Origin of the sequence: Morganella psychrotolerans (assembly GCF_001676155.1) — a bacterium.
Taxonomy (GTDB): Bacteria; Pseudomonadota; Gammaproteobacteria; order Enterobacterales; family Enterobacteriaceae; genus Morganella; species Morganella psychrotolerans.
The window spans coordinates 120,773-143,995 of the sequence record NZ_LZEW01000031.1 but is presented as its reverse complement, the minus strand read 5'-3'; the positions used below and the strand labels follow the sequence as shown (position 1 = coordinate 143,995).

Below are 23,223 nucleotides of genomic sequence, written 5' to 3'. Positions count from 1 at the left end.
CAAACTGCAGGTTCGTTGGCTGCATCCTGAATGACGTTGGGTATACATTTTGTTAAGGAGAACCCCGTTATGAATTTGTCCCGTCAGTTTTGTATTATCAGCGCCCTTGCGGGCGCTGTATTTTGCAGTACCGCCGCTTTTGCGGCTGACAGTAAAATCGTGATTGCCCACCGGGGTGCCAGCGGTTATCTGCCGGAGCATACACTGCCCGCCAAAGCGCTGGCTTATGCTCAGGGTGCGGATTATCTGGAGCAGGATCTGGTGATGACCAAAGACGACGAACTGGTCGTTCTGCATGATCATTATCTGGATCGCGTAACCGACGTGGCTCAGCGTTTCCCGGACAGAGCGCGGGCGGATGGTCGTTATTATGCTATCGATTTCACCCTCGCGGAAATCAAATCCCTGAAATTCACTGAAGGGTTTGATATCAAAGACGGTAAACAGGTACAGAACTACCCTGGTCGTTTCCCGATGGGAAAATCAGATTTCCGTATTCACTCTTTTCAGGAAGAGCTGGAGTTTATTCAGGGTCTGAATCATTCAACCGGGAAAAATATCGGCATTTACCCTGAAATCAAAGCGCCGTGGTTCCATCGCCAGGAAGGCAAAGATATCACCCGCAAAGTGCTGTCAGTGCTGAAAGACTATGGTTATCAGACTAAAGATTCCCCGGTTTACCTGCAATGTTTTGATCCGAATGAGCTGAAACGGATTAAACAGGAACTGCTGCCGGAAATGGGGATGGACGTAAAACTGGTGCAGCTTATCGCTTACACCGACTGGCAGGAAACGTTTGAGCAGAATGCTGACGGTAAGTGGGTAAATTATAATTATGACTGGATGATGGCGCCGGGGGCGATGAGCAAAATCGCAACTTACGCGGACGGAATCGGACCTGATTATCACATGCTTATCAATAAAGATTCCAAAGCCGGTCATATCACACTGACGCCGATGGCACAGGATGCTCACAACAGCCACCTGGCTATTCACCCGTTTACTGTCCGCGCGGATGCCCTGCCGCCGTATGCGGAAAATGTCGACCAGTTATTTGATGTCATTTATAACAAAGCCGGTGCAGAAGGACTTTTTACCGACTTCCCGGATAAAGGCGTGAAGTTTTGCAAAAACAGCAATAGCGTCTCAGCCATAAAAATAGTTTTTCCGCCGTAAAATATAACGGGCACTGATAATAGTGCCCGTTATGCTTTTCACCGCGTAATGATAATCAGGATGCCATCGGTTCCTGACGCTGCATCCGGTGAGCCACCGGCGCCCAGCACAGCACCATTACCACCCCGGTAATCACCATCAGCAGCCCGACACTTGATTGCCCGCCCTGCGGCATCAGGGATGAAATCCAGGTAATAACACCCGATCCCACATTCTGTAACCCGCCCACCAGCGCGCCTGCCGCTCCCGCCAGATACGGGAATGGCTCCATTGCCGCTGTGGTTGCCAGCGGAAACAACATTCCGGCACCAAAAAAGAATACCGATGCAGGGATCAGTAATGTCCAGACATTCATAATACCCAACAGCCCCGGGATCCACATCAGCACTCCGGCGGCCAGACAGCAAATCACCGCGCACCAGACCAGAAAACTGAATGATTTACTGTCCCGCCCGGCAAACCAGGCACCGAAAAACGCCGCCGGTATCGGCAAAATAAACAGAACACTCACCGCCATGCTGCCCAGCCCCAGACCATCGCGCATTAACACGCCGCTGGAGGCTTCAAACACCGCAACACCTGCCAGACCACAAATTAACATCACCAGATACGGAACAAACGTCCGGTTAGTCAGTAACAGACGGAACGATGCCCACATTTTCGGCTTTTCTTTCATTGCCGGACGGGTTTCCGGCAACTTGTGCCACATGTTGTAACCCACCGCCAGACCCAGTACCAGCAGGAAAGCGTAACAGGCACGCCAGCCGAAGAATGCAGCAAGTGCGCCGCCGAGCATCGGGGCTATCAGCGGGCTGACCAGAATCCCCATATTCAGCAGGCTGTTAGCATAACGCAATGAAATTCCGGTATATAAATCACGCGGCATCGTGCGTGCCATCACCCCGGCGACCCCGGTTCCCAGACCCTGTAAGCCGCTGGCGATCACCAGCATGGTCAGGTTCGGTGAGAAAAGGGCTGCCGTGGTGGCAATAATATAGATAACCAGCCCGGTCAGGATCACCGGGCGGCGTCCGATTTTATCGGAAATCGGTCCGTAGATAAGCTGCGACGCGCCATAAGTGAACAAATACGCCGCCATGACACTTTGCACGGCCCCCGCAGGCTCGCCGAAATCGAGTGCAATATCCGTTATCACAGGCACATACACAGTCTGTGTCATTTGCCCGACAGCAATCAGCGCAATCAGCATGACCAGCAGATTAAAGTTTTCCAGTTTTCTCATTTTATTATCAGTCTTTAAATTGTCACCGGGACGGTGCAATACAGGTAAAATACAGATGCAACAGAGGTACAACATCCATAATTGCGATGCTGAGATTCTTCATATTTACGATGCTGTATAAAATAGCAAAATTAAAAAAATTTTGGGAGGGAGTTCACACATTTATTTTTGACAGGAATAGCCCTTTTTTCTGCTGTTTCCGGCAACTTAGCTGTACAGTTTGCTCTGCCTTATCGTATTCATGCGATAGGATCGGCTAACACATTTAATCGATACATTTTTCCCCGTCCCCTTATTACACTGGTTTGCATACTACTTACCTATTAATTGACGGAGGTCGAGGATGTCAAACTGGATCACAGGACGTGTCACACGCATCACAAACCAGACAGATACTTTATTCAGCCTGCACGTTAAAGCACCTATCCGCCCGTTTACCGCCGGGCAATTCGCCAAACTGGGTCTGGAAATTGACGGCGAACGCATTCAGCGCGCCTATTCTTATGTTAATGCACCGGATAATGATGACCTTGAATTTTACCTGGTCAATGTCGGGGACGGCAAACTCAGCCCCCGCCTCGCTGCATTACAACCCGGGGATGAGCTTCTGATCACTGACGAAGCTGCCGGTTTTTTTGTATTGGATGAAGTGCCGGACTGCGACACACTCTGGATGCTCTCCACCGGTACGGCTATCGGACCCTTTTTATCTATTCTGCAATATGGACAGGATCTGGAGCGCTTCCGCCATATTGTGCTGGTTCATGCCGTACGCTACGCCGCCGATCTGAGTTATCTTCCGCTGATGCAGCAATTACAAACAAAAATCGGCAGTGACAAGCTGCGTATTGTGACGGTCGTCAGCCGGGAAATGGCAGAAGGCTCACTGCACGGGCGCGTACCGGCACTGATCACCTCCGGAGCACTCGAAGCCGCGGCAGGTCTGCCGTTAACGGCAGAAAGCAGTCACGTCATGCTGTGCGGTAACCCGGAGATGGTAAAAGACACTCAAAACCTGCTGAAAACAGAGCGGGGAATGCGCAAACACCTGCGCCGTAAGCCGGGACATATTACCAGCGAGCAGTATTGGTAACTATACCCTTATTCATTCAAACTGCAGGGTCTGGGCTGCATCCTGAATGACGTTGGGTATATCCCCTCACTCATTCAAACTGCAGGTTCGTTGGCTGCCGTTGCGCCACGGATGGCGCTATCAGAATTCACCGGACGGATAACATCAGCGGTTATCGATTTTATCAACCGGGTCCGTCTCTTCCCCGAACCGGTTGCCTTCATCCACACTTTTAAACACGCCGCAGTCCAGTACCATCATCATCACAATAAAGACCGGCAGAAAACGCCCCAGTCCCCACTGCATAAAGTCACCGGCAATACTCCAGTCCGGCGTGGTCAGCCCCCATGCCACCAGCAGTAATAATGACCAGCCGCCGCGCTTGTTGCGATCATGCAAACGTTTGGTAAAAATGGCAGCCGCGGGATACAGGACAATCACCACCGGCACCATAATAATTTCAACCGGTAACTGAAACAGCCCCTGTGCAGACATCAGGAGAAACAGCACTGCGCCGCACAGCCCGATCCCCGCCCAAAATGCTTTACGGCTGATCCGTCCGTGAAACGAAAATGCCCATTGTTGTAGTGTCATTTTTCTTTCCTAATCGTGTACACTGGTTATACCCTTATTCATTCAAACTGCAGGTTCGTTGGCTGCATCCTGAATGACGTTGGATATATATCGCTGACGGACGACCGGGAGTAAGCTATGAAAGCCGTAAAAAAACTCGCGCTGACCGCCCTTATACCGGGAAGTTTACTGCTGTTCAGTATACCGGGTTTTGCGGTCGATACTGTACTGCTTCCTATCCCCTGTGCGCCGGAAACACTCTGGCTGCAACCGGATGCGCCGACATTCGACACAACTATCCCCGTAATGCGCGAACAGTTTAACCGCAACAACCCGACGCTGCCATTACGGGAATACAAAGTCGTGGCATCAAACGACATTACGGCAAGCTATCTGCGCGCCGCCACCCGGATAAGCCCGTATATGTACTCCTCTGCGGTACTGGAACGCGACAGTGAAAAAATCAAGAGCCTGCAACTGACCCTGCTTCCCGCCGCAGACAGTTCACAAAGCAAAGCAAACCGCACACGGATGCTTGCCTATATTAAGGCATTGATTATTCAGTTCGAACCCACACTTAACAATAATAATATTGATACCGCACTGAGCCGGGCGCTGGCGACAGACTTTCAGACAGGCACCTATGCCTCGCAATTCGGCGCGTTGCGCTATCTTCTGGTAGTTGATAGTGAAAAGGGAGTAACTTTCGCTATTGAACCGATTAAGCTTTCACTATCTAATAGTAATGCCGGACAGTAAACCACAACGGAAAAGCAAAGCTATTTCGCGCCGGTTTTACTATACTGTCCCCCTGTTTGCCTGTTCGCCGGTCTGCGCGGACAATGGTAATGAAGCTCACGTCATTAAACTCATCCCTGTTGGAGGAAATACAATGCGACATCCCTTAGTTATGGGTAACTGGAAGCTGAACGGCAGCAGTAAAATGGTTTATGAGCTGATAACAGCTCTGCGCAAGGAAGTCTGCGGTATCACCGGATGTGATATTGCGATCGCACCGCCTGCGCTTTATCTCTCTCAGGCAAAACAAGTCCTGGCAGGCTCCACCATTGCGCTGGGCGCACAGGATACGGGTCTGAATCTCTCCGGCGCATTTACCGGCGAAACCTCCCCTGAGATGCTGAAAGATATCGGCGCACATTACATTATTGTCGGTCACTCAGAGCGCCGTACTTACCACGGTGAAAGTGATGAGTTAGTCGCAGAGAAATTTGCTGTTCTGAAAAAACTGGGTCTGACCCCGGTTCTGTGTATCGGTGAGTCTGATGCAGAAAACGAAGCCGGTAAAACAGAAGAAGTCTGCGCACGCCAGATTGACGCCGTACTGAATACTCAGGGTGCAGAAGCCTTTATGGGTGCGGTTATTGCGTATGAGCCAATCTGGGCTATCGGAACCGGCAAATCTGCCACTCCGGCACAGGCACAAGCGGTACATAAATTTATCCGCAGCCACATCGCGAAGAAAGATGCGAAAGTGGCAGAGCAGGTTATTATCCAGTACGGCGGTTCTGTCAATGACAAGAACGCCGCAGAACTGTTCACCCAGCCGGATATCGACGGCGCATTAGTCGGCGGCGCATCCCTGAAAGCCGATGCCTTTGCTGTCATCGTCAAAGCAGCAGCCGCAGCAAAAGCTGTAAAATAATTTCCGGCTTCCGGAAAGCAAAAAGCGGCGAAATCGCCGCTTTTTTTGTGCCTGTTGCCACTCAATCCTCTAAATCACTCCGAACCATTTCACCTGAAAAAGATCAGTACCGCCCTTTATTTAGCCTGTTATCGGAGCAATCCTCTAAATCATTCGGTCTGTGGCAAGGCGGCAAAGTGAGGATAGCCGGGGAGCATACATCAGTATGTGACCCGGTTAGCCGAACGCAGCCAACGCCGCCACAGGCTGAAGGATGACGAGGATTTTAGTAGAGTTTCTTGGCAGTCTCATACCAATCTTTCTTAAACACCCGCTTCATATTCATCACCGCCTCAATAATATCGTGATGAACCATCTTCTCATTCTGAATACCCACACAGCGCCCGCCGTAACCTTCCAGCAGCAACTGTATAGAATATGCGCCCATGCGGGACGCCAGAATTCTGTCATACGCGACCGGCGAACCGCCGCGCTGAATATGTCCCAGAACAGTGGCGCGGGTTTCATGATGTGTTTCTGCCTCAATCTGGCGGGCAAGTTCATACACATCGGTTACATGTTCGGTGATTGCCACAATCGCATGGCGCTTGCCTTTATCAATCCCCGCTTTAATTTCAGCGATCAGTTCATCGCGGCTGTATTCCACTTCATTCGGCGGCAGAACAATAAATTCACATCCCCCGGCAATTGCGGCTGAAAGAGTCAGGTCGCCGCAATAGCGCCCCATCACTTCCACAATAGAGATACGTTTGTGGGAAGTTGAGGTATCACGCAGGCGGTCGATTGCTTCCACAACCGTTTCCAGCGCGGTGAAATAGCCGATGGTATAATCCGTTCCCGCCACGTCATTATCAATGGTGCCGGGCAGCCCGATACACGGGAAACCGGCTTCTGTCAGCTTTTTAGCCCCGAGGTAAGAACCATCCCCGCCGATGACAACTAATGCATCGATATCATTTTTGCGCATATTTTCAATGGCTGTCTCGCGGACTTTGTCATCACGAAATTCAGGAAAACGCGCTGAACCCAAAAACGTTCCGCCACGGTTGATAACATCAGAGACACTGAAACGGTCGAGCTTTTTCATCCGGTTTTCATACAGCCCGAGATAGCCGTCATAAATACCGATAACTTCCAGCTCTTCTGACAGTGCGGCGCGGACAACACCCCGGATGGCGGCATTCATACCCGGCGCATCGCCACCACTTGTCAGCACACCGATTCGTTTGATCTTCTTGCTCATGATGACCTCTGATTGTAGATGCAATATTTGCTAATCTGAAAAACCTCACCGGCATAGTACCACGCACCCCGGCAGGGCTTCGGGAATTCATTATCGTAATACCATGTAATAACACAAAGCTGAATTGATTCACCTAATCTTATAGTAAAATAAGACATTACCGGATGCACCTGCTTTTGCGGATTTTTTTGTCATTTTGAGACACCGGAAAGCAGATAAACACATCGCTCTGATAGTCCGTTAAGAATACCCGAAAAATAGAAAATAATTAGCGTTATTACAACATTTATTTCACAAATAATGCGGTGTAAAAGAAAAAGAGGAACGAACAGAATAAAAATAAGAATCACATCGGATAAAAAAATATATATCCGGACTTACCCCATATTGTGTAATAAACAAGAACAAACCGTAACTAATTATTTCGCGATACATGAAATGAAATATAAGAAAAGGACAACAAATAATTAACTACTTACACGGTACTATTGAATTTAATTTATCCCCGCTAATTTAAAGCATATCAGCACTAACATTCAGACACACTAATTTAATATTTATTACGTTATCGTTTTCACGCCCATTACTGGTAATCCGGTTAGATAACAGACTGAATCACAACGCAGAAATAACAAAATTAACCCGAAAACGGATAAAATCAGATGTTTATACCACAAAGGTAAATATTAAAAATCATTAATTTAGCTTTACTCATAATGTGAATAAAATGCCATTTTCGATAAAAAAGGTTGAAAAATGTATATAAACCACCATTTTCCCACCCGTTGATTAAACATAACTTAAATAAGATACTCATTTCATACACAACATTATTATTCATAACCATTTCCATATTAACGAAATGGCTTTCGTTATATTTCACCAACACCAGGGAATAATTAATGAAAACAAAAAAGAAAATATTGCATCTCTCTATTCTGGCTATTTTATTCACAACCACCCCCTCTTTAGTCAGAGCTGCCACATTTTGCGGTGACAGAAGTCAGGTTACTTACGGTGGCGATTCCGTATTAAGCGGCGAACTGAGTGCAGATGAATGCTTTGAAGTCGGTGCCTGGGTAGAAGGTAACCCTGATGATTATATCGGTATCGCAAAAAACCTGACAATGCTGAGCGGCAGTAAACTCAGTGTATTAGGTCTTTTTGAGGACTCTCAGGTTCAGGGCGGTGCCGAAGTCTGGATTGATAAAAATACACACATCGCCTGGGATGGCTACCATTCCGGCTTTCCGGCAACCGGCAGCCGTATTGATATTCAGAGCGGCGGATTAATCCGCGTACTCGACGGCGGCACACTGAAAGATTCCGTACTTAATGGCGGAACCGTGTATGTCAGTAATAATGGTCAGGCAGATGATCCGGGAAAATCTGAAAATAACACCGTCAACAGCGGCGGAAAATTATATATCTATTCCGGCGGGCAATCTTCCGGTACACAAATTAACAACGGCGGTTATGAATACGTTCAGCAGGATGGTCACTCCCTGAATACGCAGATTAATGACGGCGGCTCTCAGATGCTCCGCTCCGGCGGCGTTGCAGACAGCTCAGTGATTCAAAGCGGTGGCTTTCAACAGCTTCATCAGAAAGGCTTTGCTGATAATACGCTGGTAAATACCGGTGGGCGGCAATATGTTGTGGATGACTCCAAAGCAACAAATACCACTGTTGATGGCGGAGAACAATATATCTTCCGTCAGAATGATACGGCAGCGGCCGGTATCTCAGAATCAACCCAAATCAAAAACGGCGGCGCTCAAATTCTGAAAAGCGGCGGACAGGCCATTGATACCCAATTGTGGAATAACAGTACACAAAGCATCTTCAGCGGCTCATCTGCAACCGGTACCACATTGTATGACAGCGCCAAAAGCTGGCTGGCCGCCGGCGCTCAGGTGTTGGGTACCACAACCGTTAATGACCGGGCGCAGTTACAGCTCACCGCAGGTGCACAGGACAAACAAGCCGCTGATGCCGGTGCCTATGCCGAAAACGTTATTTTATCAGGTGCGGACAGCACACTGATGGTGATCACCGGCGACAGTGGTAATACCGCGTTCACCGGCTCACTCAGCGGGCAGGGACAAGTCCGTTTTGTTGCCCCGGTTACCACCGGATACAGTCACCTGATGATCGATACGCTTTCCGGCAATCAGACATTCCACATGAATACGGTGATTGCCGAACAGCGCGGCGACTATCTGACGGTTAATACCGGCAGCGGTAAACACGCGCTGAATATACAGGATTCCGGCGCTGAAATTATCCGTCCGGATGAATCCCGCCTTGATCTGGTGACAGATAAAAGTGGTAACGCACAATTTAATTTAGGTACATTCGGCGGCGCAAACATCAATGCTGTTGATGGCGGCACCTATATGTATTCACTGTATCAGCGTGAAGATCAGAACGGCAAAATCTGGTATCTGGCGGCACAAAAAGAGGATCCGCAAGCACCTGTTCCCCCGGTAATTCCGCCTGTAGTTCCGCCGGTCGTGCCGGATGATAAAACCACCCCGGCGACGGATGCAGTTTTATCACTGGCCAGTGCTCCACAGCTGATTTTTAACCACGAACTCGATAATCTGCGTCTGCGCAGAGGAGAGTTACGCAATAATCAGGGTGATGCAGGGGTCTGGATGCGCTTAACCGGTGATAAAACCCGTGCGAACACAGGACACACCCGCTTTAAACTGAATCAGGGTGGTGTTGAATTAGGTGCGGACACACCGGTTGATCTGGCTCAGGGGCAACTCTGGCTCGGCGTATTTACCGGTTATAATAATGCCACACTGAAACATCAGCGCGGCGGCGACAGCAAAATCGACAGCATCACCGCCGGCGGCTATGCCACCTGGTTTGACGGCAACGGCTGGTATATCGATGGTGTTCTGAAATATAACCACTTTAATAATAAGCTGCGTGCCACTTCCACGAATCACAGCAGCATTAAAGGGGATTACTCACAGAACGCCTACGGCACAGCAGCAGAAACAGGTTATTCCTTTACTCTGCCACAGGCTTTCTGGGCTGAACCGTATGCACGACTGACTTACATGCGGGCAGACAGCGGAACCGTCGGTCTGAATAACAATATGCAGGCAAAACTGGAAGCACAGCAGTCACTGCAATCAGAACTCGGTCTGCATCTGGGCAAAGATTTTGTCCTGAGCAATCAGGTTGAGCTTTCACCTTATACAAAACTGGCCTGGCAGCATGAGTTTATCAGTAATAATCAGGTCACAATTAACCAGCGCAATACCTTTGATACGGATTTCTCCGGTGACAGCCTGAAAGCCGGTGGCGGGATAACCATCCGCTTTACCCCGCAGGTTCAGGCATTCGCTGAAGTTAATTACCGCAATGGTGATAAAACAGAATCCCCGCTGAGCGGCAATATCGGCGTGCGCTACAATTTTTAATCTTTCACCCTGTTATCTCTGTTCTCTATTGGGGCCTGCGGGCCTCTTTTTTTGCCGGAAAAACAGACAAAAAAAAAGCCCCTCATTGAGGGGCGCAAAAGACAGGGATGGTGTCTATGGCAAGGAAAAACTTCTTGGGTGCTACTTAACTACTCTACGACTCACTACACTTCACTACTCTGACAAATTCATTCTGACAAATTCATTGCGCGATGTGCTGCGCTGATGTGACGGCAGGTGATGCTGACGATGCATGAATACCTTCCGGCTCAAATGTCGCATCAAGCTGTAATTTCTGCTCCTGGTTGAGTAACTGGTACATCTGATGATGAACCCGAATCATCTCAACCTGATAATCCAACCGTTTACGCATCTCTTTTTCCAGTTGTGACCTGACAGCCGTCTCATCAAACTGTATGGCTTTCACCAGTTCATAAAGCGCGATATCATCTTCCGCAAGATTACGAACGTTGCGTAACTGGTCGCGGTAATTTTCCATTAAATCCCGCAACCGCATCCGTTGTTCTTCCGTTAACCGGATGCCGGTCAACATAGAGGTATAACCATCTCCCCCTGATGTCGTTATACCTTTATACTGACTGTGACACTGGGCGGCGTTTTCCCGGCTATCACTTTCTGTATCCTGCGCAAAAACCGGCGCAGTGTGCATCACAAAGATTGACGCTAAAGTGATTGTTGCTATCTTACCCATATCAACTCCTTAAACTTCTGAGCCTGTGTCACCTGACTCGTTGGAAATAACTATACGCACCCGGCTGCAAACATGCGTCAGAGCATGTAAAAGAACGTAAAGTCATGGAATAGAAACGTTTGTTGTCGTATTTTGCTCGTGGAGGACGTAAATAATGAATAAGATACTGCTTGTTGATGATGACCGCGAATTAACGTCGCTGTTAAAAGAGTTACTCGATATGGAAGGGTTCAACGTTGTCATTGCACATGACGGCGAGCAGGCTCTGGCCCTGATTGATGATTCCATAGATCTGTTATTGCTCGATATTATGATGCCGCGTAAAAACGGTATTGAAACTCTGAAAGAGTTACGCCAGAATTTCCAGACGCCGGTGATTATGCTGACCGCACGCGGCAGTGATTTAGACCGCGTTCTGGGGCTTGAACTGGGCGCAGATGACTATCTGCCGAAACCGTTTAACGACCGGGAGCTTGTCGCCCGTATCCGCGCAATCCTGCGCCGCTCCAACTGGAGTGAACAACAGCAGAATGATACCGGCAGCAACTCATCTGTTGTCATGGTTGATAAACTGCAACTCAACCCGGGACGCCAGGAAGCAAGCTTTGCTGATGAAGTGCTCGACCTGACCGGTACCGAGTTCACCCTGCTCTATCTGCTCGCACAGCATCTGGGACAGGTTGTCAGCCGTGAACACCTCAGCCAGGAAGTACTGGGCAAGCGCCTGACCCCGTTTGACCGCGCAATTGACATGCACATCTCCAACCTGCGCCGTAAATTACCGGAGCGCACCGACGGGCTGCCGTGGTTTAAAACCTTACGCGGACGCGGCTATCTGATGGTATCGGCAACATGATAAGCAGCCTGACTGCGAGGATTTTCGCGATTTTCTGGTTCACCCTCGCACTGGTGCTCTTACTGGTGCTGATGGTGCCGAAACTCGATTCCCGGCAACTCATGCCTCTTCAGGAGGCAGAGTACCGTCAGGGAATGATGCTGCAACAGCATATTGAATCTGATCTCGCTCAGGATCCTGCGAATGACCTGCTCTGGTGGCGGCGACTGACCCGCGCGCTGGTAAAATGGACCCCGCCGGACAAACGCCTGATTATTGTCACCACAGAGGGGCGCATCATCGGGCCTATCCGTAATGACTCCCAGGTTATCCGCAACTTTATGGGGCAGTCAGACAACACCGACAACCCGAAAAAGAAACGCTACGGGCGCATTGAGCTTCTCGGCCCGTTTGAAGTCCGTGACGGCGAAGACCGCTATCAGCTCTATCTTATTCGTCCGGCAAATACCGCACAGTCTGATTTTATCAATTTCCTGATTGATCGCCCGTTCCTGTTACTTGCCGCCACCATGCTTATCAGCTCGCCATTACTGCTCTGGCTCGCCTGGAGCCTGGCAAAACCGGCACGTAAACTGAAAAATGCGGCAGATGATGTAGCCAAAGGCAATCTGCGCCAGCATCCGGAACTGGAATCCGGTCCGCAGGAATTTCTTGCCGCCGGTAACAGCTTTAACCAGATGATAAGTGCTCTGGAGCGCATGGTGAATGCACAGCAACGGCTGATATCGGATATCTCCCATGAGCTGCGCACCCCACTCACCCGTCTGCAACTCGCGACCGCATTACTGCGCCGCCGGCACGGTGAGAACAAAGAGCTTGAGCGCATTGAAACCGAAACACAGCGCCTGGACGGCATGATAAACGATTTACTGGTGCTCTCCCGCAGTCAGCACAAAAACGAGCTGCTTCGCCAGAACATTAAAGCCAATGAGTTATGGGATGATATTCTTGATGACGCGAAGTTTGAGGCTGAGCAGCGCCATAAAACGCTGGAGATAACCTCACCGCCTGGTCCGTGGACAATTTACTGTAATCCGTCCGCACTCGGCAGCGCCTTTGAAAATATTGTCCGCAATGCACTGCGTTACTCAAATCAGCGCATTCAGGTCGCATTCAGCGCAGATACTCAGGGAATTAGCATTGTGGTCGATGACGACGGTCCGGGCGTCAGCCCGGAAGATCGCGAACATATCTTCCGTCCATTCTACCGCACCGACGAAGCCCGCGACCGAGAATCCGGCGGAACCGGACTGGGACTGGCGATAGTCAGCACCGCCATCAGCCAGCACAACGGCAAAGTAATTGCCAATGACAGCCCGCTGGGCGGTCTTCGGCTGGAAATCTGGCTGCCGTTACACCCGCGCTGAGACACATCAAAAAAAATGCAGAAGAAAACAGCACCACCGGAACCTCTGTTCCGGTGGTGCTTTCCTAAGTAACAATATCCTGACTATATTCAACAAAAACGTTTTCACTGTGAACGCTCACGTGCCGATTAGAAAAAGCAATAATCCATAGTCTTAAATGAAAATAACGTTTTTTTATCTACCACCATAAAAAAAAACAGTATTAATGAAAAACATTATTACTTTAAACCGGATAAAGTGCGTTTAATGAAAGAAGAACGAGTGTTATGATGCTTGACCTGGCTACGGAATCCGACTAGCCTTTGGCAGCAAATATAAACACTACTGATGAATAACGTCGCATCATTCGTAATAACTATCAAAAAATCAGAGTGTTACAAAGCAACATATCACTTACTGACTAGATTATTCAATAATATCAGTAAGATAAACTCGCAATAGCGCACTCTGGGAGCCGTAACCCAGTGCGGTAGCTATTTTAAAATTTAATATAGTGGCTGGTCTTTATCTATGGCAGATGATATCCATAACATAATCACTGAAGTAGTTATTAAAGCAATATCTGAACACCCATTGAAAATAGAAAAAAATCGGTGGAATGACAAATACAAACTACTACTGTGAAACCAAAAAATACAAAAACAGTTGTTCGCCTCCCTGGTGAAAATACAAATATATTAATTAACCGTGGAAACGAAAAAAAATAACTGCCAGTTAGCAACAGCACTTGGTATCAATCCAAAGCTATATTACTATAATGTTGATAGTGGTATCAAAATAACTGAATACGTTGATAACGCGATTACTCTGACACCTAAAATAATTAATAAAAAAAATAAATTTAGAGAATGCTGCATTATTACTTCAGTCTCTTCACCAATCAGATATAATCTTTAAAAACACATTCAATGTTTTTGAAGAATATAATAGATATCTAAGTAATCTTAATCGGGATGAAATTAACTACCCTAATTTTAATGAAACAGAATCCTATTTTCTAAAATTAGAAAAAAGACTCAATCAACTGGGTATTCATCTGTCGCCTTGCCATAATGATCCCGTTCCGGAAAATTTTATATATAATGAAAATAGCTATTATTTAATTGACTGGGAATACTCAGGAATGAACGATAGTTCATGGGATATTGCTGCACTCTGTGAAGAATCTCATTTATCTGATGATGATGAAAATATTTTTTTTAAATTACTATTTAAATAACTCAATCTCAGAGTTAGATAACATAAAAGAAAAAATCTTAATTTATAAAATATGCCAAAATTATTTATGGTCTATATGGACATTGATAAAAGAAAAAAATGAAAATTTATTTGGTAGTTATGGCGTAGATCGATATCAAAAATGCAAAGCACAGATAGAAATCCATAAGGAAAAATATGCAACTAATTAATAAATCTATCTTTATTGGTTTGGCATCCGGTGTTCTCTGGGCATTAGACACGATACTGGTTGATTATAATATATCCTCAGTTGATACACTAAAATACACTATTCTTTTTTCTATCTGCATTGCCTTTCTTCATGACCTCTTTTCTTCATTTTGGTTGTTCTCTTATATACTCCTTTCAGGAAAAACGAAAAAAACTAGTTAACTCACTAAAACAAAAAGATAGTTATATCATTTGCCTGGCAGCACTCAGTGGTGGTCCCATAGGTATGAGTTGCTATATTTTAGGCATCTATTATAGCAGCGCATCAATTGCGGCTACTGTTTCAACCATATATCCAGCTCTGGGTTGTTTATTTGCCTATATATTTTTGAGGGTAAAAACAACTTTTGTTAATTTTCTTGGGTTATTACTCGTTATCATCACAACCGCATATATAGGTTTGAATTTAGATAGCTTCAATCATATATCTTTACTCGGTTTCCTCTTTTCACTAGGCTGTGCAGTCGGCTGGGGCTTAGAAAGTACAATTTGCTCATACGCTCTGAAAAATAATTTAAGTTACGAGATTGCTCTTTTTCTAAGACAGTTGACATCATCAATTATTTATTTTTTTTGCTATCCTTTTATTCTTCAGATCAGAGATAGCTACTGTTACCGACATTATAGTAAATAACTCATTAATATTAACTATGCTGGTAATTGCAATCTTTGGCGCTCTCTCATACTTGTTTTACTATAGAGCCATTGGTGAACTCGGCCCGATAAAAGCAATGGGGCTTAACATTAGTTATTCTGCATGGGCAATACTTCTTGGGCCACTCCTTGGGTATGAGCTGTCCCCGCTGTTACTGTTACTCTCAGCTGTAATAATCGCAGGTGCATTAATTACGAATCTACAATCAAAGGAAGTTTTAGTAAAATGAATGCAATAATTTTAGCTGCGGGTCTTGGTTCTCGCTTTGGTGATATAACAAAAACAACGCATAAAGCCTTATTACCTATTGGCGGAATACCAAATATTGAAAGAACAATTCAATACTTATTAGAATTTGGTATTAATGAGATTGTCATTGTCACAGGTCACCTTGCTCATCAATTCAAGTACCTGGAAGAAAAATACAGTTGCACTCTGATACACAATGAGCACTACGAAAAATACAACAACATATACTCATTTTGTAAGATAACTAATTATCTTAGCGATACAATCGTCATTGATGCCGATGTTGTACTTCTCAAGAATATATTTATTAAAAGTGACTCAAGCCTCTATTATACAGTCAAACGGACAACACCAGAAAGTGAGTGGATCCCAATCTTAAATGAAAAAGGGTTCATTGACAGAATAGAAATCAAAGAGCCAACTGCACCATCATTGCTCGGTGTTTCATACTGGAAAAAATCAGAATCGACAAAAATATTAGATGCCCTATCTCAGTTTAATGATGATGTTAGTTTAAATAATGCCAAACTCTATTGGGATAACATCCCCATGTCCATAATAAAAGAATTAAATATGAAAACTCATGAGGTTTCATCTTATTTCGCCGGAGAAATGGATAATATAGATAATTATAATGATATTAGTAAGCTTGCATTAACAATAAAAGCATTATGATAAAAAAAAATACTAAACCATTCATTAGTAAAAAAATGCTACTTCATTAGGCTTTATAAAACTATTAGATATAATTCTACCTCTTATCACTATTCCATATCTTACCCGTACATTAGATATAACATCTTTTGGATTATTAGTGATCTCAATAGCTATATATAATATAGCTAGTATTCTAACTGATTTCGGATTTGGATTATCATCTCCGTACTATATTTCCCTACATAAAAATAGTACTAAGATAATAAATTCATATTTAAGCAGCATATTCTTTTTGAAGTTTATACTTTTAATTATAAGCATTGCTGCTCTATATATATTCTTTTTATTCTTTAACACCATTAATTTCTCGCTCAGTAATATACTCTTTATCTTCTTAGTAATGATATCATTAGGTTTTCAATGCCAATGGTTTTTCGTAGGAATAGAAAAAATAAAATACATTACTATTTATGTTTCCATTAGTAAATTATCATATTTTATTATGTTGTTTACATTTATAAGTATATATAAATCAATAAATAGCGTATTAATGGCAACTGCTTTTAGTAATTTCATAGCAACTTACTATTATATAAAAAAATATACGGTCAGAAAAATTCAAATTTGGTAAATTGAGACATAAATATACACTAATAATTTTCCGACAAAACATAGGTTTCTTTTTGTCAAGAATTTCAGTAAGTTTATCAACAACATTAAACGGCTTTCTTATTGGAATATATCTTGGTGTAAACTCTAGCGCTCTGTACGGTGCGGCAGAGCGATTATATAATGCAGGCATAGGGCTAATGTCCCCAATAACAAGTGCCATTTATCCGTATATGGCCAGAACAAAAAAATGCCAATCTTCTTTTTCTTATAGCGCTAACCCTAACAATACCCGCTATAATAATTTGCACTATAATATATAACTATAGTCATATCATAATACCCTTTATTTTTGGGGAAAAATATTATTCAGCATATCATATATTTAATTATTTTCTTATATTAGTTCCTATTAATATAGTATCTATTTTATATGGTTATTCTGCATTCTCTATAATAAATAAACCTCATATTGCTAACTATACTGTTATCTTTAGCTCTATAGTATATATCCTGTCTATTTTTATTTTAATTTTACTAAATATACTTTCAATACAAAATATCATTTACTCCATTATATTGATAGATACTATAACTTTAATACTTCGTGTATCAATTTTTTTTGTTTCTTCACAAGAGATACTCCTATGCTAAATGAACTATCAACGTTGAGAGATGCTCAATTAAAATTAATTGATGCATTAAGGCATATTAAAGAAATATGCCAATTAAATAATATTCAATTTTGGATAGATTCAGGTACATTACTTGGAGCAAAGCGAAATGGTAAATTTATTCCATGGGACGAAGATATTGATATCTGCATGACCCGTGAAAATTATAATCGGTTTATAGCAATTGCAAACGATCACTTGGATCAGGATAAATATTTTTTTACAAACTGTAGAAACAGACCAATATTATTCCTACCAACCAGTACCTTGCAAACTTAGATTAAACAATACATGTATTGATTGGACTGACCAAAATGGAATTTATTATAACTATGATAGAAGATCACACTCTGGTCTCTATATAGATATATTCCCTATGGATAATGCAAAACAATATTCACTTCACAGAAGAATAATTCATTATTCATATAAAATATATTACTTAAATAGATTCAATAATATATCAACTACAAAAAAAAATAGTGCGAACACTATTTAATTTATTATTAAGTAGGAAAAAAATAGATCTATTTAATTATAAATTCGCCTGCAAAGTAAATAAAAAAAGAATCTGATTATATTGATTATAGTTTAGATATGGGATTGACACCCTATAATTTTCCAAAAAAAATTAATCTTTCCACTGGATGAAATTACATTTGAAGGTATTACATTACCTTGTCCACGTAATGTACATAATTACCTAGTCATGCTTTATGGAAATAATTATTTGATTCCCCCAAGTGATCCATATCAGCATGGCATAGTAAAATTTATTTTTGATAAAGAATATAATAATTCACATGAATAATATTGATTTTGTAATTCCTTGGGTAGATCCTACAGACCCTAAATGGCTAAGTGAATTTAATAAAAGCAGGAATCACGGTAATATAAAAAAATGACCCTCGATTTAGAGATTGGGACAACTTAAAATATTGGTTTCGAGGTATTGAAAAAAAATGCGCCATGGGTAAATAAGATCCATTTTATTACATACGGGCACGTTCCTGATTGGCTAAATATCAATAACTCAAAACTAAATATTGTTAATCACCATGATTATATTCCTGAGGAATACTTACCTACATTTAGTTCTCATGTCATTGAAATAAACTTAGCCAAAATACAAGGTCTATCTGAAAAATTCGTTTATTTTAATGATGATACTTTTTTGATCAATAAAATCTCTCCTGATTTTTATTTTGTTAATGAAACCCCATGTGACACTTTTATATCTAATGTCATAACACCAGATGGTGACTACGCAAAATACCTGGCTAATAATCTAGATATTATTTGTAAATATTTTGAAAAAAAGAATTTTTACAAAAAACATATAACAAAGGTTTTCAATATAAAGTATGGCCGATATAACCTAAATAATATACTACTATTACCATGGGCTAAATTTACAGGATTTAAAAATTTTCATATACCTCAGCCTTTTTTAAGAAAAACATTCATCGAGATATATAGTAAAGAAGAAGAATTAATACATAATACGAGTATAAACAAATTCAGGAAAATAACCGATATAAATCAGTATATTTTTAGAGATTGGCAATTAGCTTCAGGTGATTTCTACCCTAAATGCGTCCATAAATCCAGCATAACACTCTCCCCAAATAGCAATAATATTAATCATGTTATTAAATATATGCATAATAAAAAAATTAAAATGTATATGCATCAATGATAGCGCTGTTGTAGATCAATTTGAAAACATGAAAAATGCAATAAATAACGAACTCCATAATTTATTTCCTAAAAAATCAAGTTTTGAGATATAATATGTTTTTTTACTTATATTGTTTATAATTCAGTGCTATTCTCGGGTTCATTATTTTCATATCTATCTGATAAAGCAAACAACAAATGCTCCTCAAGCATATTTTACTTCATATCATTCATATTTGTTATATCAGCATTAATATTCCGATATAATGTTGGAACTGACTACAATAGCTACGAATACATATATTATAATGTTAAGTCTACTGAAGAATACCTTGAGCCTGGGTTTTTATTTTTGCTGCGTATCTGTAATTATTTTTCTCTCAGCAGTAGTGTATTTATTAGCTTGTTTTCCATTATTTCAACATCATTTATTTACTTAACTGCTCGTCATTATAATAAACTATTATTTATTACCTTTTATATTCTTGTTTTATATTTTCAAAACATGACAGCAATACGTCAAATAACAGCCGTATGTATTGCATTATATGCCGTTCATTTTCTTATAAATAAGAAGATAGTTTATTTCATTTTTTGGATTTATATTTCATCTCTTTTTCACTCATCGACACTTCTTCTATTACCTTTTTGTATATTTAATTACATACGATGCAATCGAACTTTATACCTACCAATATTTTTAATATTATTTATATTTATATCATACATTGATATATTTCAGTTAATTGATAACTTGCAAATACTACAAAATACAAAATATCAAAATTATATTTATAGTAAATTTAATACGCCAACCCAATTAGGTTCCGGCCTTGGTGTCATATTGAAAATGATACTGCCTATAATTTTCATTATCTATAGTATAAATAAGAAAGATCATAAAGCTAATATAATATTTATATTGAGCGTATCATATCTTTTATCCATTATATTATCTGCCAAGATACATATATTTAACAGGCTACCTCCTATCTTCTGTATCATTATTCCATTTGCATTGTTTTTTTATAAAAACAAAAAAATATCATATCCAAAGTACGGTACTTATAATGTTTATACTTTTCGTTCTCTTTGAGAACGATATTAGAATATCAGAAAGATCTCTTGGAAAGGGGTTAGGTATAACACCTTATGAATCTATATTTGAGCGATAAAATGATCACGTATTCAATTATTATTCCGTGTTTTAATGCTGAACCTTATTTGAATTCTATCTTAACCTTTATTTCTAAAACTCAATCTGAAAGAAATGATGTAGAATTTATCATTATTAATGACGGATCTATTGATAATACGGATTATATCCTCTCATCAAAGAATGGATTTCATTATATAAATCAAGAAAATAAGGGGGTATCTTCAAGCCGGAACTTAGGTCTACAATCATCTTCAGGAAAATATATTTTATTTTTTAGATGCTGATGACTCTTTTGACGATGATATATTGCATATACTGGATAAGGAAATAATAAAAAAACAACATAGAATGTGATACATATTTATTTAACTACAGTATAAACCACAGCCGAACTATAAATAAATCTAGTAATATACGATTATATACCAACATCGAAATTCTTCATTTATTTCTAACTCGTAAATTGAAATTGCACATCTGTTCTATCTGCTTCAAAAGTGATTTCCTGAAAAGAAATAATATATTATTTCCTGAAGATTACTGTTTTGGGGAAGATATCTATTTTATATTACTTTCATTTCTAACAACAAAAAAGCATATACTACATATAGACCATACCTTATTTAATTACAACTTGGATAATTCAGTAACAGTTCAGTCGGCACTAACAATAAGTAAAATAAAAGTGCTAGCTCTTTATGACCTCTTACAGAAAAATACATGTGGCGCTCCAAATAAAATCACAAGTGAGATTAAATATCTTCAGCAAAGAACATTTTTTTTATTTAATAAAATTAGGTTTACAATTTAATTTCAAAGATAAAGAAACCTTGGATTACTTATTTAGTAAAAAAATATATATTAAAAAAAACCTAGAGTCTCACTATATCCGGTGGTGTTATTTTTTAGAGTATCATCTGGGCTATTATATTTTATCCTTAATAAACGATTACAGAGATCCCTTGAATGAAATTCTCTATTTTACTATCTGTTTATTTTAAAGAAAATGCAATTTTCCTTAATGACAGTTTAAATAGAATCATAAATAACTCAGAAAAACCAACAGAAGTTGTTATTGTTAAAGATGGGCCTTTAACTGACCAATTGAACTTAACCATTGAAAACTGGGAAAAAGAATATCCGAATATAATCAAAACTATAGACTTACCTGAAAATATAGGGCTAGGTAAAGCATTAAATGAAGGAATTAAACATTGTTCAAATGAATGGATTTTTAGGATGGATACGGATGATATCTGTTTACCTAACCGATTTAAAAAACAAATTAATTACCTTCAAGAAAATCCCCATATTTCACTACTTGGTGGAAATATAGAAGAATTTAATGAGGATATGACTGAGTCAAATGGTCAGCGTAATATTGCTATTGAACATAATAACATTCTGAAGCTAGCAAAAAAAACGTAATCCTTTCAATCATGTCACCGTTGCATTTAAGAAAAGTGCGGTACTGGCTGTTGGTGGATATCAGCATCATTTATATATGGAAGATTACAACCTCTGGATAAGAATGATTTCCAGTGATTATAAAACGCATAACCTACAGGATGTATTAGTTAATGTACGAGCCGGAACTATAATGGTTTCACGTCGTCGTGGATTAAAATATATAAAAAGTGAGCTACAACTTGCTAAGCTAAAAATAAAATTAAAAATTGACACACCACTCTCAGCAACTTTAATCTTTGCTATGCGCAGTATCCCCCGACTTTTACCAACTTCAATTCTGAATATTATTTATAAAAAATTAAGAAAATAGAAGGCATTTATGATAACCATCATCGGCGGCTCAGGCTTTATCGGTACACGTCTGTCCACACAATTGCAGAAAGACAATATCCAATTTAAAATAGTAGATATTGAGAAAAGTTCAGCATTTTCTGATCACTGGGAATTTGGTGATATAACAAAACCAGAATCTCTGGTTGAACCGCTAAAAGGTTCCGATGTTATTATTAACCTGGCAGCCAAACATAAAGATAATGTCCATCCAATCAGTCTTTACTATGATGTGAATGTTGACGGTGCAAAGCATGTTTGTGATGTCGCGGCACAGCTTGGTATCAAACACATTATCTTTACCTCGTCTGTTGCTGTTTATGGCTTTGTCGAAAAAGAGACCGGGGAAGATGGTCAATATGAGCCATTCAATGATTATGGTAAATCAAAATTAGCCGCAGAGCATGTGTATGACGCCTGGCAAGCTGAAGATGCCGAACGTGCATTAGTGACAATCCGCCCGACTGTTGTCTTCGGTGAAAATAACCGGGGTAATGTTTATAATTTATTCCGTCAGATCGCATCAGGACGTTTCCTGATGATTGGCGGTGGTAAAAACCAGAAGTCTATGGCTTATGTGGAAAATATCGCAGCATTCTTAAAATTCGCCACAACCTTTAATTCAGGCCGTCATGTCTTTAACTATGTCGATAAACCTGATTTCAATATGGAAGATTTGACGGATATTATCTGCAAAGCGATGGATAAACATAAATCGAATATCCATGTTCCATACAGCGTCGGTTTGCTGGGTGGTTACTGTTTTGATATTCTGGCAAAAGTAACGGGTAAAGAATTTCCTGTCAGCAGTATTCGCATTAAGAAATTCTGTGCTCGTACACAATTTAAATCTGACGTTATTGCAGATACCGGGTTTATTGCTCCTGTTTCTCTCGAACAAGGAATAGCAAATACTGTTCGCCACGAATTTAAAAAATAGTAC

Annotated in this window: 26 protein-coding genes and 1 pseudogene; 23 read left to right on the top strand and 4 right to left on the bottom strand. The window is 41.4% G+C overall.

Annotated elements, in window-relative coordinates; genetic code table 11:
• The first annotated feature begins 69 nt into the window (after window positions 1-69).
• Entirely contained in the window at window positions 70-1,176 is a 1,107-nt protein-coding gene (gene glpQ / locus AYY16_RS16720) for a glycerophosphodiester phosphodiesterase (RefSeq protein ID WP_067369221.1), read from the top strand.
• A 55-nt stretch (window positions 1,177-1,231) separates the two neighbouring features.
• Here the strand turns inward: glpQ and emrD are convergent, their stop codons facing one another.
• Window positions 1,232-2,419: a multidrug efflux MFS transporter EmrD gene (gene emrD, locus AYY16_RS16715; protein ID WP_067369218.1), complete on the bottom strand. Its 1,188-nt coding sequence runs from the start codon at window positions 2,417-2,419 to the stop codon at window positions 1,232-1,234.
• A gap of 343 nt (window positions 2,420-2,762) precedes the next feature.
• On the opposite strand from emrD, the gene fpr reads away from it, so the two are divergent.
• On the top strand, window positions 2,763-3,512 hold the full coding sequence (gene fpr / locus AYY16_RS16710) for a ferredoxin--NADP(+) reductase (RefSeq protein ID WP_067369215.1): 750 nt from the start codon (window positions 2,763-2,765) through the stop codon (window positions 3,510-3,512).
• A gap of 144 nt (window positions 3,513-3,656) precedes the next feature.
• Here fpr and AYY16_RS16705 read toward each other — a convergent pair whose 3' ends face one another.
• Window positions 3,657-4,085 (bottom strand): DUF805 domain-containing protein, encoded by a 429-nt coding sequence (locus AYY16_RS16705; RefSeq protein WP_067369212.1) that lies wholly within the window; start codon window positions 4,083-4,085, stop codon window positions 3,657-3,659.
• Window positions 4,086-4,202: 117 nt separating this feature from the next.
• Between AYY16_RS16705 and AYY16_RS16700 the strand changes: the two genes are divergently transcribed.
• Both AYY16_RS16700 and tpiA read left to right on the top strand, forming a co-directional pair.
• Window positions 4,203-4,823 (top strand): DUF1454 family protein, encoded by a 621-nt coding sequence (locus AYY16_RS16700; protein WP_067369209.1) that lies wholly within the window; start codon window positions 4,203-4,205, stop codon window positions 4,821-4,823.
• 133 nt (window positions 4,824-4,956) lie between these two features.
• On the top strand, window positions 4,957-5,727 hold the full coding sequence (gene tpiA, locus AYY16_RS16695) for a triose-phosphate isomerase (RefSeq protein WP_082970789.1): 771 nt from the start codon (window positions 4,957-4,959) through the stop codon (window positions 5,725-5,727).
• A 265-nt stretch (window positions 5,728-5,992) separates the two neighbouring features.
• Here tpiA and pfkA read toward each other — a convergent pair whose 3' ends face one another.
• Window positions 5,993-6,970, bottom strand: coding sequence for a 6-phosphofructokinase (gene pfkA, locus AYY16_RS16690; RefSeq protein WP_067369203.1), 978 nt, complete (start codon window positions 6,968-6,970; stop codon window positions 5,993-5,995).
• 902 nt (window positions 6,971-7,872) lie between these two features.
• On the opposite strand from pfkA, the gene AYY16_RS16680 reads away from it, so the two are divergent.
• Entirely contained in the window at window positions 7,873-10,413 is a 2,541-nt protein-coding gene (locus AYY16_RS16680; RefSeq protein ID WP_067369197.1) for an autotransporter outer membrane beta-barrel domain-containing protein, read from the top strand.
• 202 nt (window positions 10,414-10,615) lie between these two features.
• Here the strand turns inward: AYY16_RS16680 and AYY16_RS16675 are convergent, their stop codons facing one another.
• Window positions 10,616-11,125 (bottom strand): Spy/CpxP family protein refolding chaperone, encoded by a 510-nt coding sequence (locus AYY16_RS16675; protein WP_067369194.1) that lies wholly within the window; start codon window positions 11,123-11,125, stop codon window positions 10,616-10,618.
• Between the two features lie 154 nt (window positions 11,126-11,279).
• Between AYY16_RS16675 and cpxR the strand changes: the two genes are divergently transcribed.
• The 18 genes and pseudogenes from cpxR to AYY16_RS16630 all read left to right on the top strand — a co-directional run bounded on the left by cpxR (window position 11,280) and on the right by AYY16_RS16630 (window position 23,220).
• On the top strand, window positions 11,280-11,981 hold the full coding sequence (gene cpxR / locus AYY16_RS16670; protein WP_067369192.1) for an envelope stress response regulator transcription factor CpxR: 702 nt from the start codon (window positions 11,280-11,282) through the stop codon (window positions 11,979-11,981).
• The gene (gene cpxA, locus AYY16_RS16665) at window positions 11,978-13,348 is read left to right on the top strand and encodes an envelope stress sensor histidine kinase CpxA (protein WP_067369189.1); all 1,371 of its coding nucleotides are present in this window, start codon (window positions 11,978-11,980) and stop codon (window positions 13,346-13,348) included. The genes cpxR and cpxA overlap by 4 nt, the downstream gene beginning before the upstream one ends.
• A gap of 826 nt (window positions 13,349-14,174) precedes the next feature.
• Entirely contained in the window at window positions 14,175-14,567 is a 393-nt protein-coding gene (locus tag AYY16_RS21805; RefSeq protein ID WP_082970788.1) for a phosphotransferase family protein, read from the top strand.
• 321 nt (window positions 14,568-14,888) lie between these two features.
• On the top strand, window positions 14,889-15,431 hold the full coding sequence (locus AYY16_RS21800; protein WP_082970787.1) for an EamA family transporter: 543 nt from the start codon (window positions 14,889-14,891) through the stop codon (window positions 15,429-15,431).
• A 246-nt stretch (window positions 15,432-15,677) separates the two neighbouring features.
• Window positions 15,678-16,376 (top strand): NTP transferase domain-containing protein, encoded by a 699-nt coding sequence (locus tag AYY16_RS16650; protein ID WP_067369183.1) that lies wholly within the window; start codon window positions 15,678-15,680, stop codon window positions 16,374-16,376.
• Between the two features lie 43 nt (window positions 16,377-16,419).
• Window positions 16,420-16,989: pseudogene (locus tag AYY16_RS21795) on the top strand (oligosaccharide flippase family protein); the annotation flags it as partial.
• Window position 16,990: 1 nt separating this feature from the next.
• Complete coding sequence (locus tag AYY16_RS21790) at window positions 16,991-17,290, top strand: oligosaccharide flippase family protein (RefSeq protein ID WP_162271072.1); 300 nt, start codon at window positions 16,991-16,993, stop codon at window positions 17,288-17,290.
• 324 nt (window positions 17,291-17,614) lie between these two features.
• Window positions 17,615-17,920 (top strand): LicD family protein, encoded by a 306-nt coding sequence (locus AYY16_RS19960; protein ID WP_082970783.1) that lies wholly within the window; start codon window positions 17,615-17,617, stop codon window positions 17,918-17,920.
• The gene (locus AYY16_RS21785) at window positions 17,826-18,140 is read left to right on the top strand and encodes a LicD family protein (RefSeq protein WP_156665021.1); all 315 of its coding nucleotides are present in this window, start codon (window positions 17,826-17,828) and stop codon (window positions 18,138-18,140) included. Before AYY16_RS19960 ends, AYY16_RS21785 begins: the two co-directional genes overlap by 95 nt.
• Before the next feature lie 114 nt (window positions 18,141-18,254).
• Entirely contained in the window at window positions 18,255-18,452 is a 198-nt protein-coding gene (locus AYY16_RS21780) for a LicD family protein (RefSeq protein WP_156665024.1), read from the top strand.
• On the top strand, window positions 18,445-18,546 hold the full coding sequence (locus tag AYY16_RS21775; RefSeq protein WP_082970782.1) for a Stealth CR1 domain-containing protein: 102 nt from the start codon (window positions 18,445-18,447) through the stop codon (window positions 18,544-18,546). The genes AYY16_RS21780 and AYY16_RS21775 overlap by 8 nt, the downstream gene beginning before the upstream one ends.
• 47 nt (window positions 18,547-18,593) lie before the next feature.
• A complete protein-coding gene (locus tag AYY16_RS16640) occupies window positions 18,594-19,340 on the top strand; it encodes a glycosyl transferase (protein ID WP_162271071.1) in 747 nt (248 codons plus the stop codon).
• Window positions 19,288-19,434: a hypothetical protein gene (locus AYY16_RS21770; protein WP_162271070.1), complete on the top strand. Its 147-nt coding sequence runs from the start codon at window positions 19,288-19,290 to the stop codon at window positions 19,432-19,434. The genes AYY16_RS16640 and AYY16_RS21770 overlap by 53 nt, the downstream gene beginning before the upstream one ends.
• Window positions 19,435-19,466: 32 nt before the next feature.
• Window positions 19,467-20,417, top strand: a complete 951-nt coding sequence (locus AYY16_RS21765) for an EpsG family protein (RefSeq protein ID WP_162271069.1) — start codon at window positions 19,467-19,469, stop codon at window positions 20,415-20,417.
• A 56-nt stretch (window positions 20,418-20,473) separates the two neighbouring features.
• Complete coding sequence (locus tag AYY16_RS21760; protein WP_082970779.1) at window positions 20,474-20,764, top strand: glycosyltransferase family A protein; 291 nt, start codon at window positions 20,474-20,476, stop codon at window positions 20,762-20,764.
• A gap of 682 nt (window positions 20,765-21,446) precedes the next feature.
• A complete protein-coding gene (locus AYY16_RS21255; RefSeq protein ID WP_235846338.1) occupies window positions 21,447-21,908 on the top strand; it encodes a glycosyltransferase in 462 nt (153 codons plus the stop codon).
• Window positions 21,909-22,080: 172 nt separating this feature from the next.
• Entirely contained in the window at window positions 22,081-22,260 is a 180-nt protein-coding gene (locus AYY16_RS21250; RefSeq protein WP_235846337.1) for a hypothetical protein, read from the top strand.
• A gap of 9 nt (window positions 22,261-22,269) precedes the next feature.
• Window positions 22,270-23,220, top strand: coding sequence for an NAD-dependent epimerase/dehydratase family protein (locus tag AYY16_RS16630; protein ID WP_067369178.1), 951 nt, complete (start codon window positions 22,270-22,272; stop codon window positions 23,218-23,220).
• Window positions 23,221-23,223 lie beyond the last annotated feature (3 nt).

What these genes read in the sequence shown, in the direction of transcription:
- glpQ (WP_067369221.1), top strand. Translation starts at nt 70, where the DNA reads ATGAATTTGTCCCGTCAGTTTTGTATTATCAGCGCCCTTGCGGGCGCT.
- emrD (WP_067369218.1), bottom strand. Translation starts at nt 2,419, where the DNA reads ATGAGAAAACTGGAAAACTTTAATCTGCTGGTCATGCTGATTGCGCTG.
- fpr (WP_067369215.1), top strand. Translation starts at nt 2,763, where the DNA reads ATGTCAAACTGGATCACAGGACGTGTCACACGCATCACAAACCAGACA.
- AYY16_RS16705 (WP_067369212.1), bottom strand. Translation starts at nt 4,085, where the DNA reads ATGACACTACAACAATGGGCATTTTCGTTTCACGGACGGATCAGCCGT.
- AYY16_RS16700 (WP_067369209.1), top strand. Translation starts at nt 4,203, where the DNA reads ATGAAAGCCGTAAAAAAACTCGCGCTGACCGCCCTTATACCGGGAAGT.
- tpiA (WP_082970789.1), top strand. Translation starts at nt 4,957, where the DNA reads ATGCGACATCCCTTAGTTATGGGTAACTGGAAGCTGAACGGCAGCAGT.
- pfkA (WP_067369203.1), bottom strand. Translation starts at nt 6,970, where the DNA reads ATGAGCAAGAAGATCAAACGAATCGGTGTGCTGACAAGTGGTGGCGAT.
- AYY16_RS16680 (WP_067369197.1), top strand. Translation starts at nt 7,873, where the DNA reads ATGAAAACAAAAAAGAAAATATTGCATCTCTCTATTCTGGCTATTTTA.
- AYY16_RS16675 (WP_067369194.1), bottom strand. Translation starts at nt 11,125, where the DNA reads ATGGGTAAGATAGCAACAATCACTTTAGCGTCAATCTTTGTGATGCAC.
- cpxR (WP_067369192.1), top strand. Translation starts at nt 11,280, where the DNA reads ATGAATAAGATACTGCTTGTTGATGATGACCGCGAATTAACGTCGCTG.
- cpxA (WP_067369189.1), top strand. Translation starts at nt 11,978, where the DNA reads ATGATAAGCAGCCTGACTGCGAGGATTTTCGCGATTTTCTGGTTCACC.
- AYY16_RS21800 (WP_082970787.1), top strand. Translation starts at nt 14,889, where the DNA reads ATGACCTCTTTTCTTCATTTTGGTTGTTCTCTTATATACTCCTTTCAG.
- AYY16_RS16650 (WP_067369183.1), top strand. Translation starts at nt 15,678, where the DNA reads ATGAATGCAATAATTTTAGCTGCGGGTCTTGGTTCTCGCTTTGGTGAT.
- AYY16_RS19960 (WP_082970783.1), top strand. Translation starts at nt 17,615, where the DNA reads ATGCTAAATGAACTATCAACGTTGAGAGATGCTCAATTAAAATTAATT.
- AYY16_RS21775 (WP_082970782.1), top strand. Translation starts at nt 18,445, where the DNA reads ATGAATAATATTGATTTTGTAATTCCTTGGGTAGATCCTACAGACCCT.
- AYY16_RS21770 (WP_162271070.1), top strand. Translation starts at nt 19,288, where the DNA reads ATGTTATTAAATATATGCATAATAAAAAAATTAAAATGTATATGCATC.
- AYY16_RS21760 (WP_082970779.1), top strand. Translation starts at nt 20,474, where the DNA reads ATGAATCTATATTTGAGCGATAAAATGATCACGTATTCAATTATTATT.
- AYY16_RS21255 (WP_235846338.1), top strand. Translation starts at nt 21,447, where the DNA reads ATGAAATTCTCTATTTTACTATCTGTTTATTTTAAAGAAAATGCAATT.
- AYY16_RS21250 (WP_235846337.1), top strand. Translation starts at nt 22,081, where the DNA reads ATGGTTTCACGTCGTCGTGGATTAAAATATATAAAAAGTGAGCTACAA.
- AYY16_RS16630 (WP_067369178.1), top strand. Translation starts at nt 22,270, where the DNA reads ATGATAACCATCATCGGCGGCTCAGGCTTTATCGGTACACGTCTGTCC.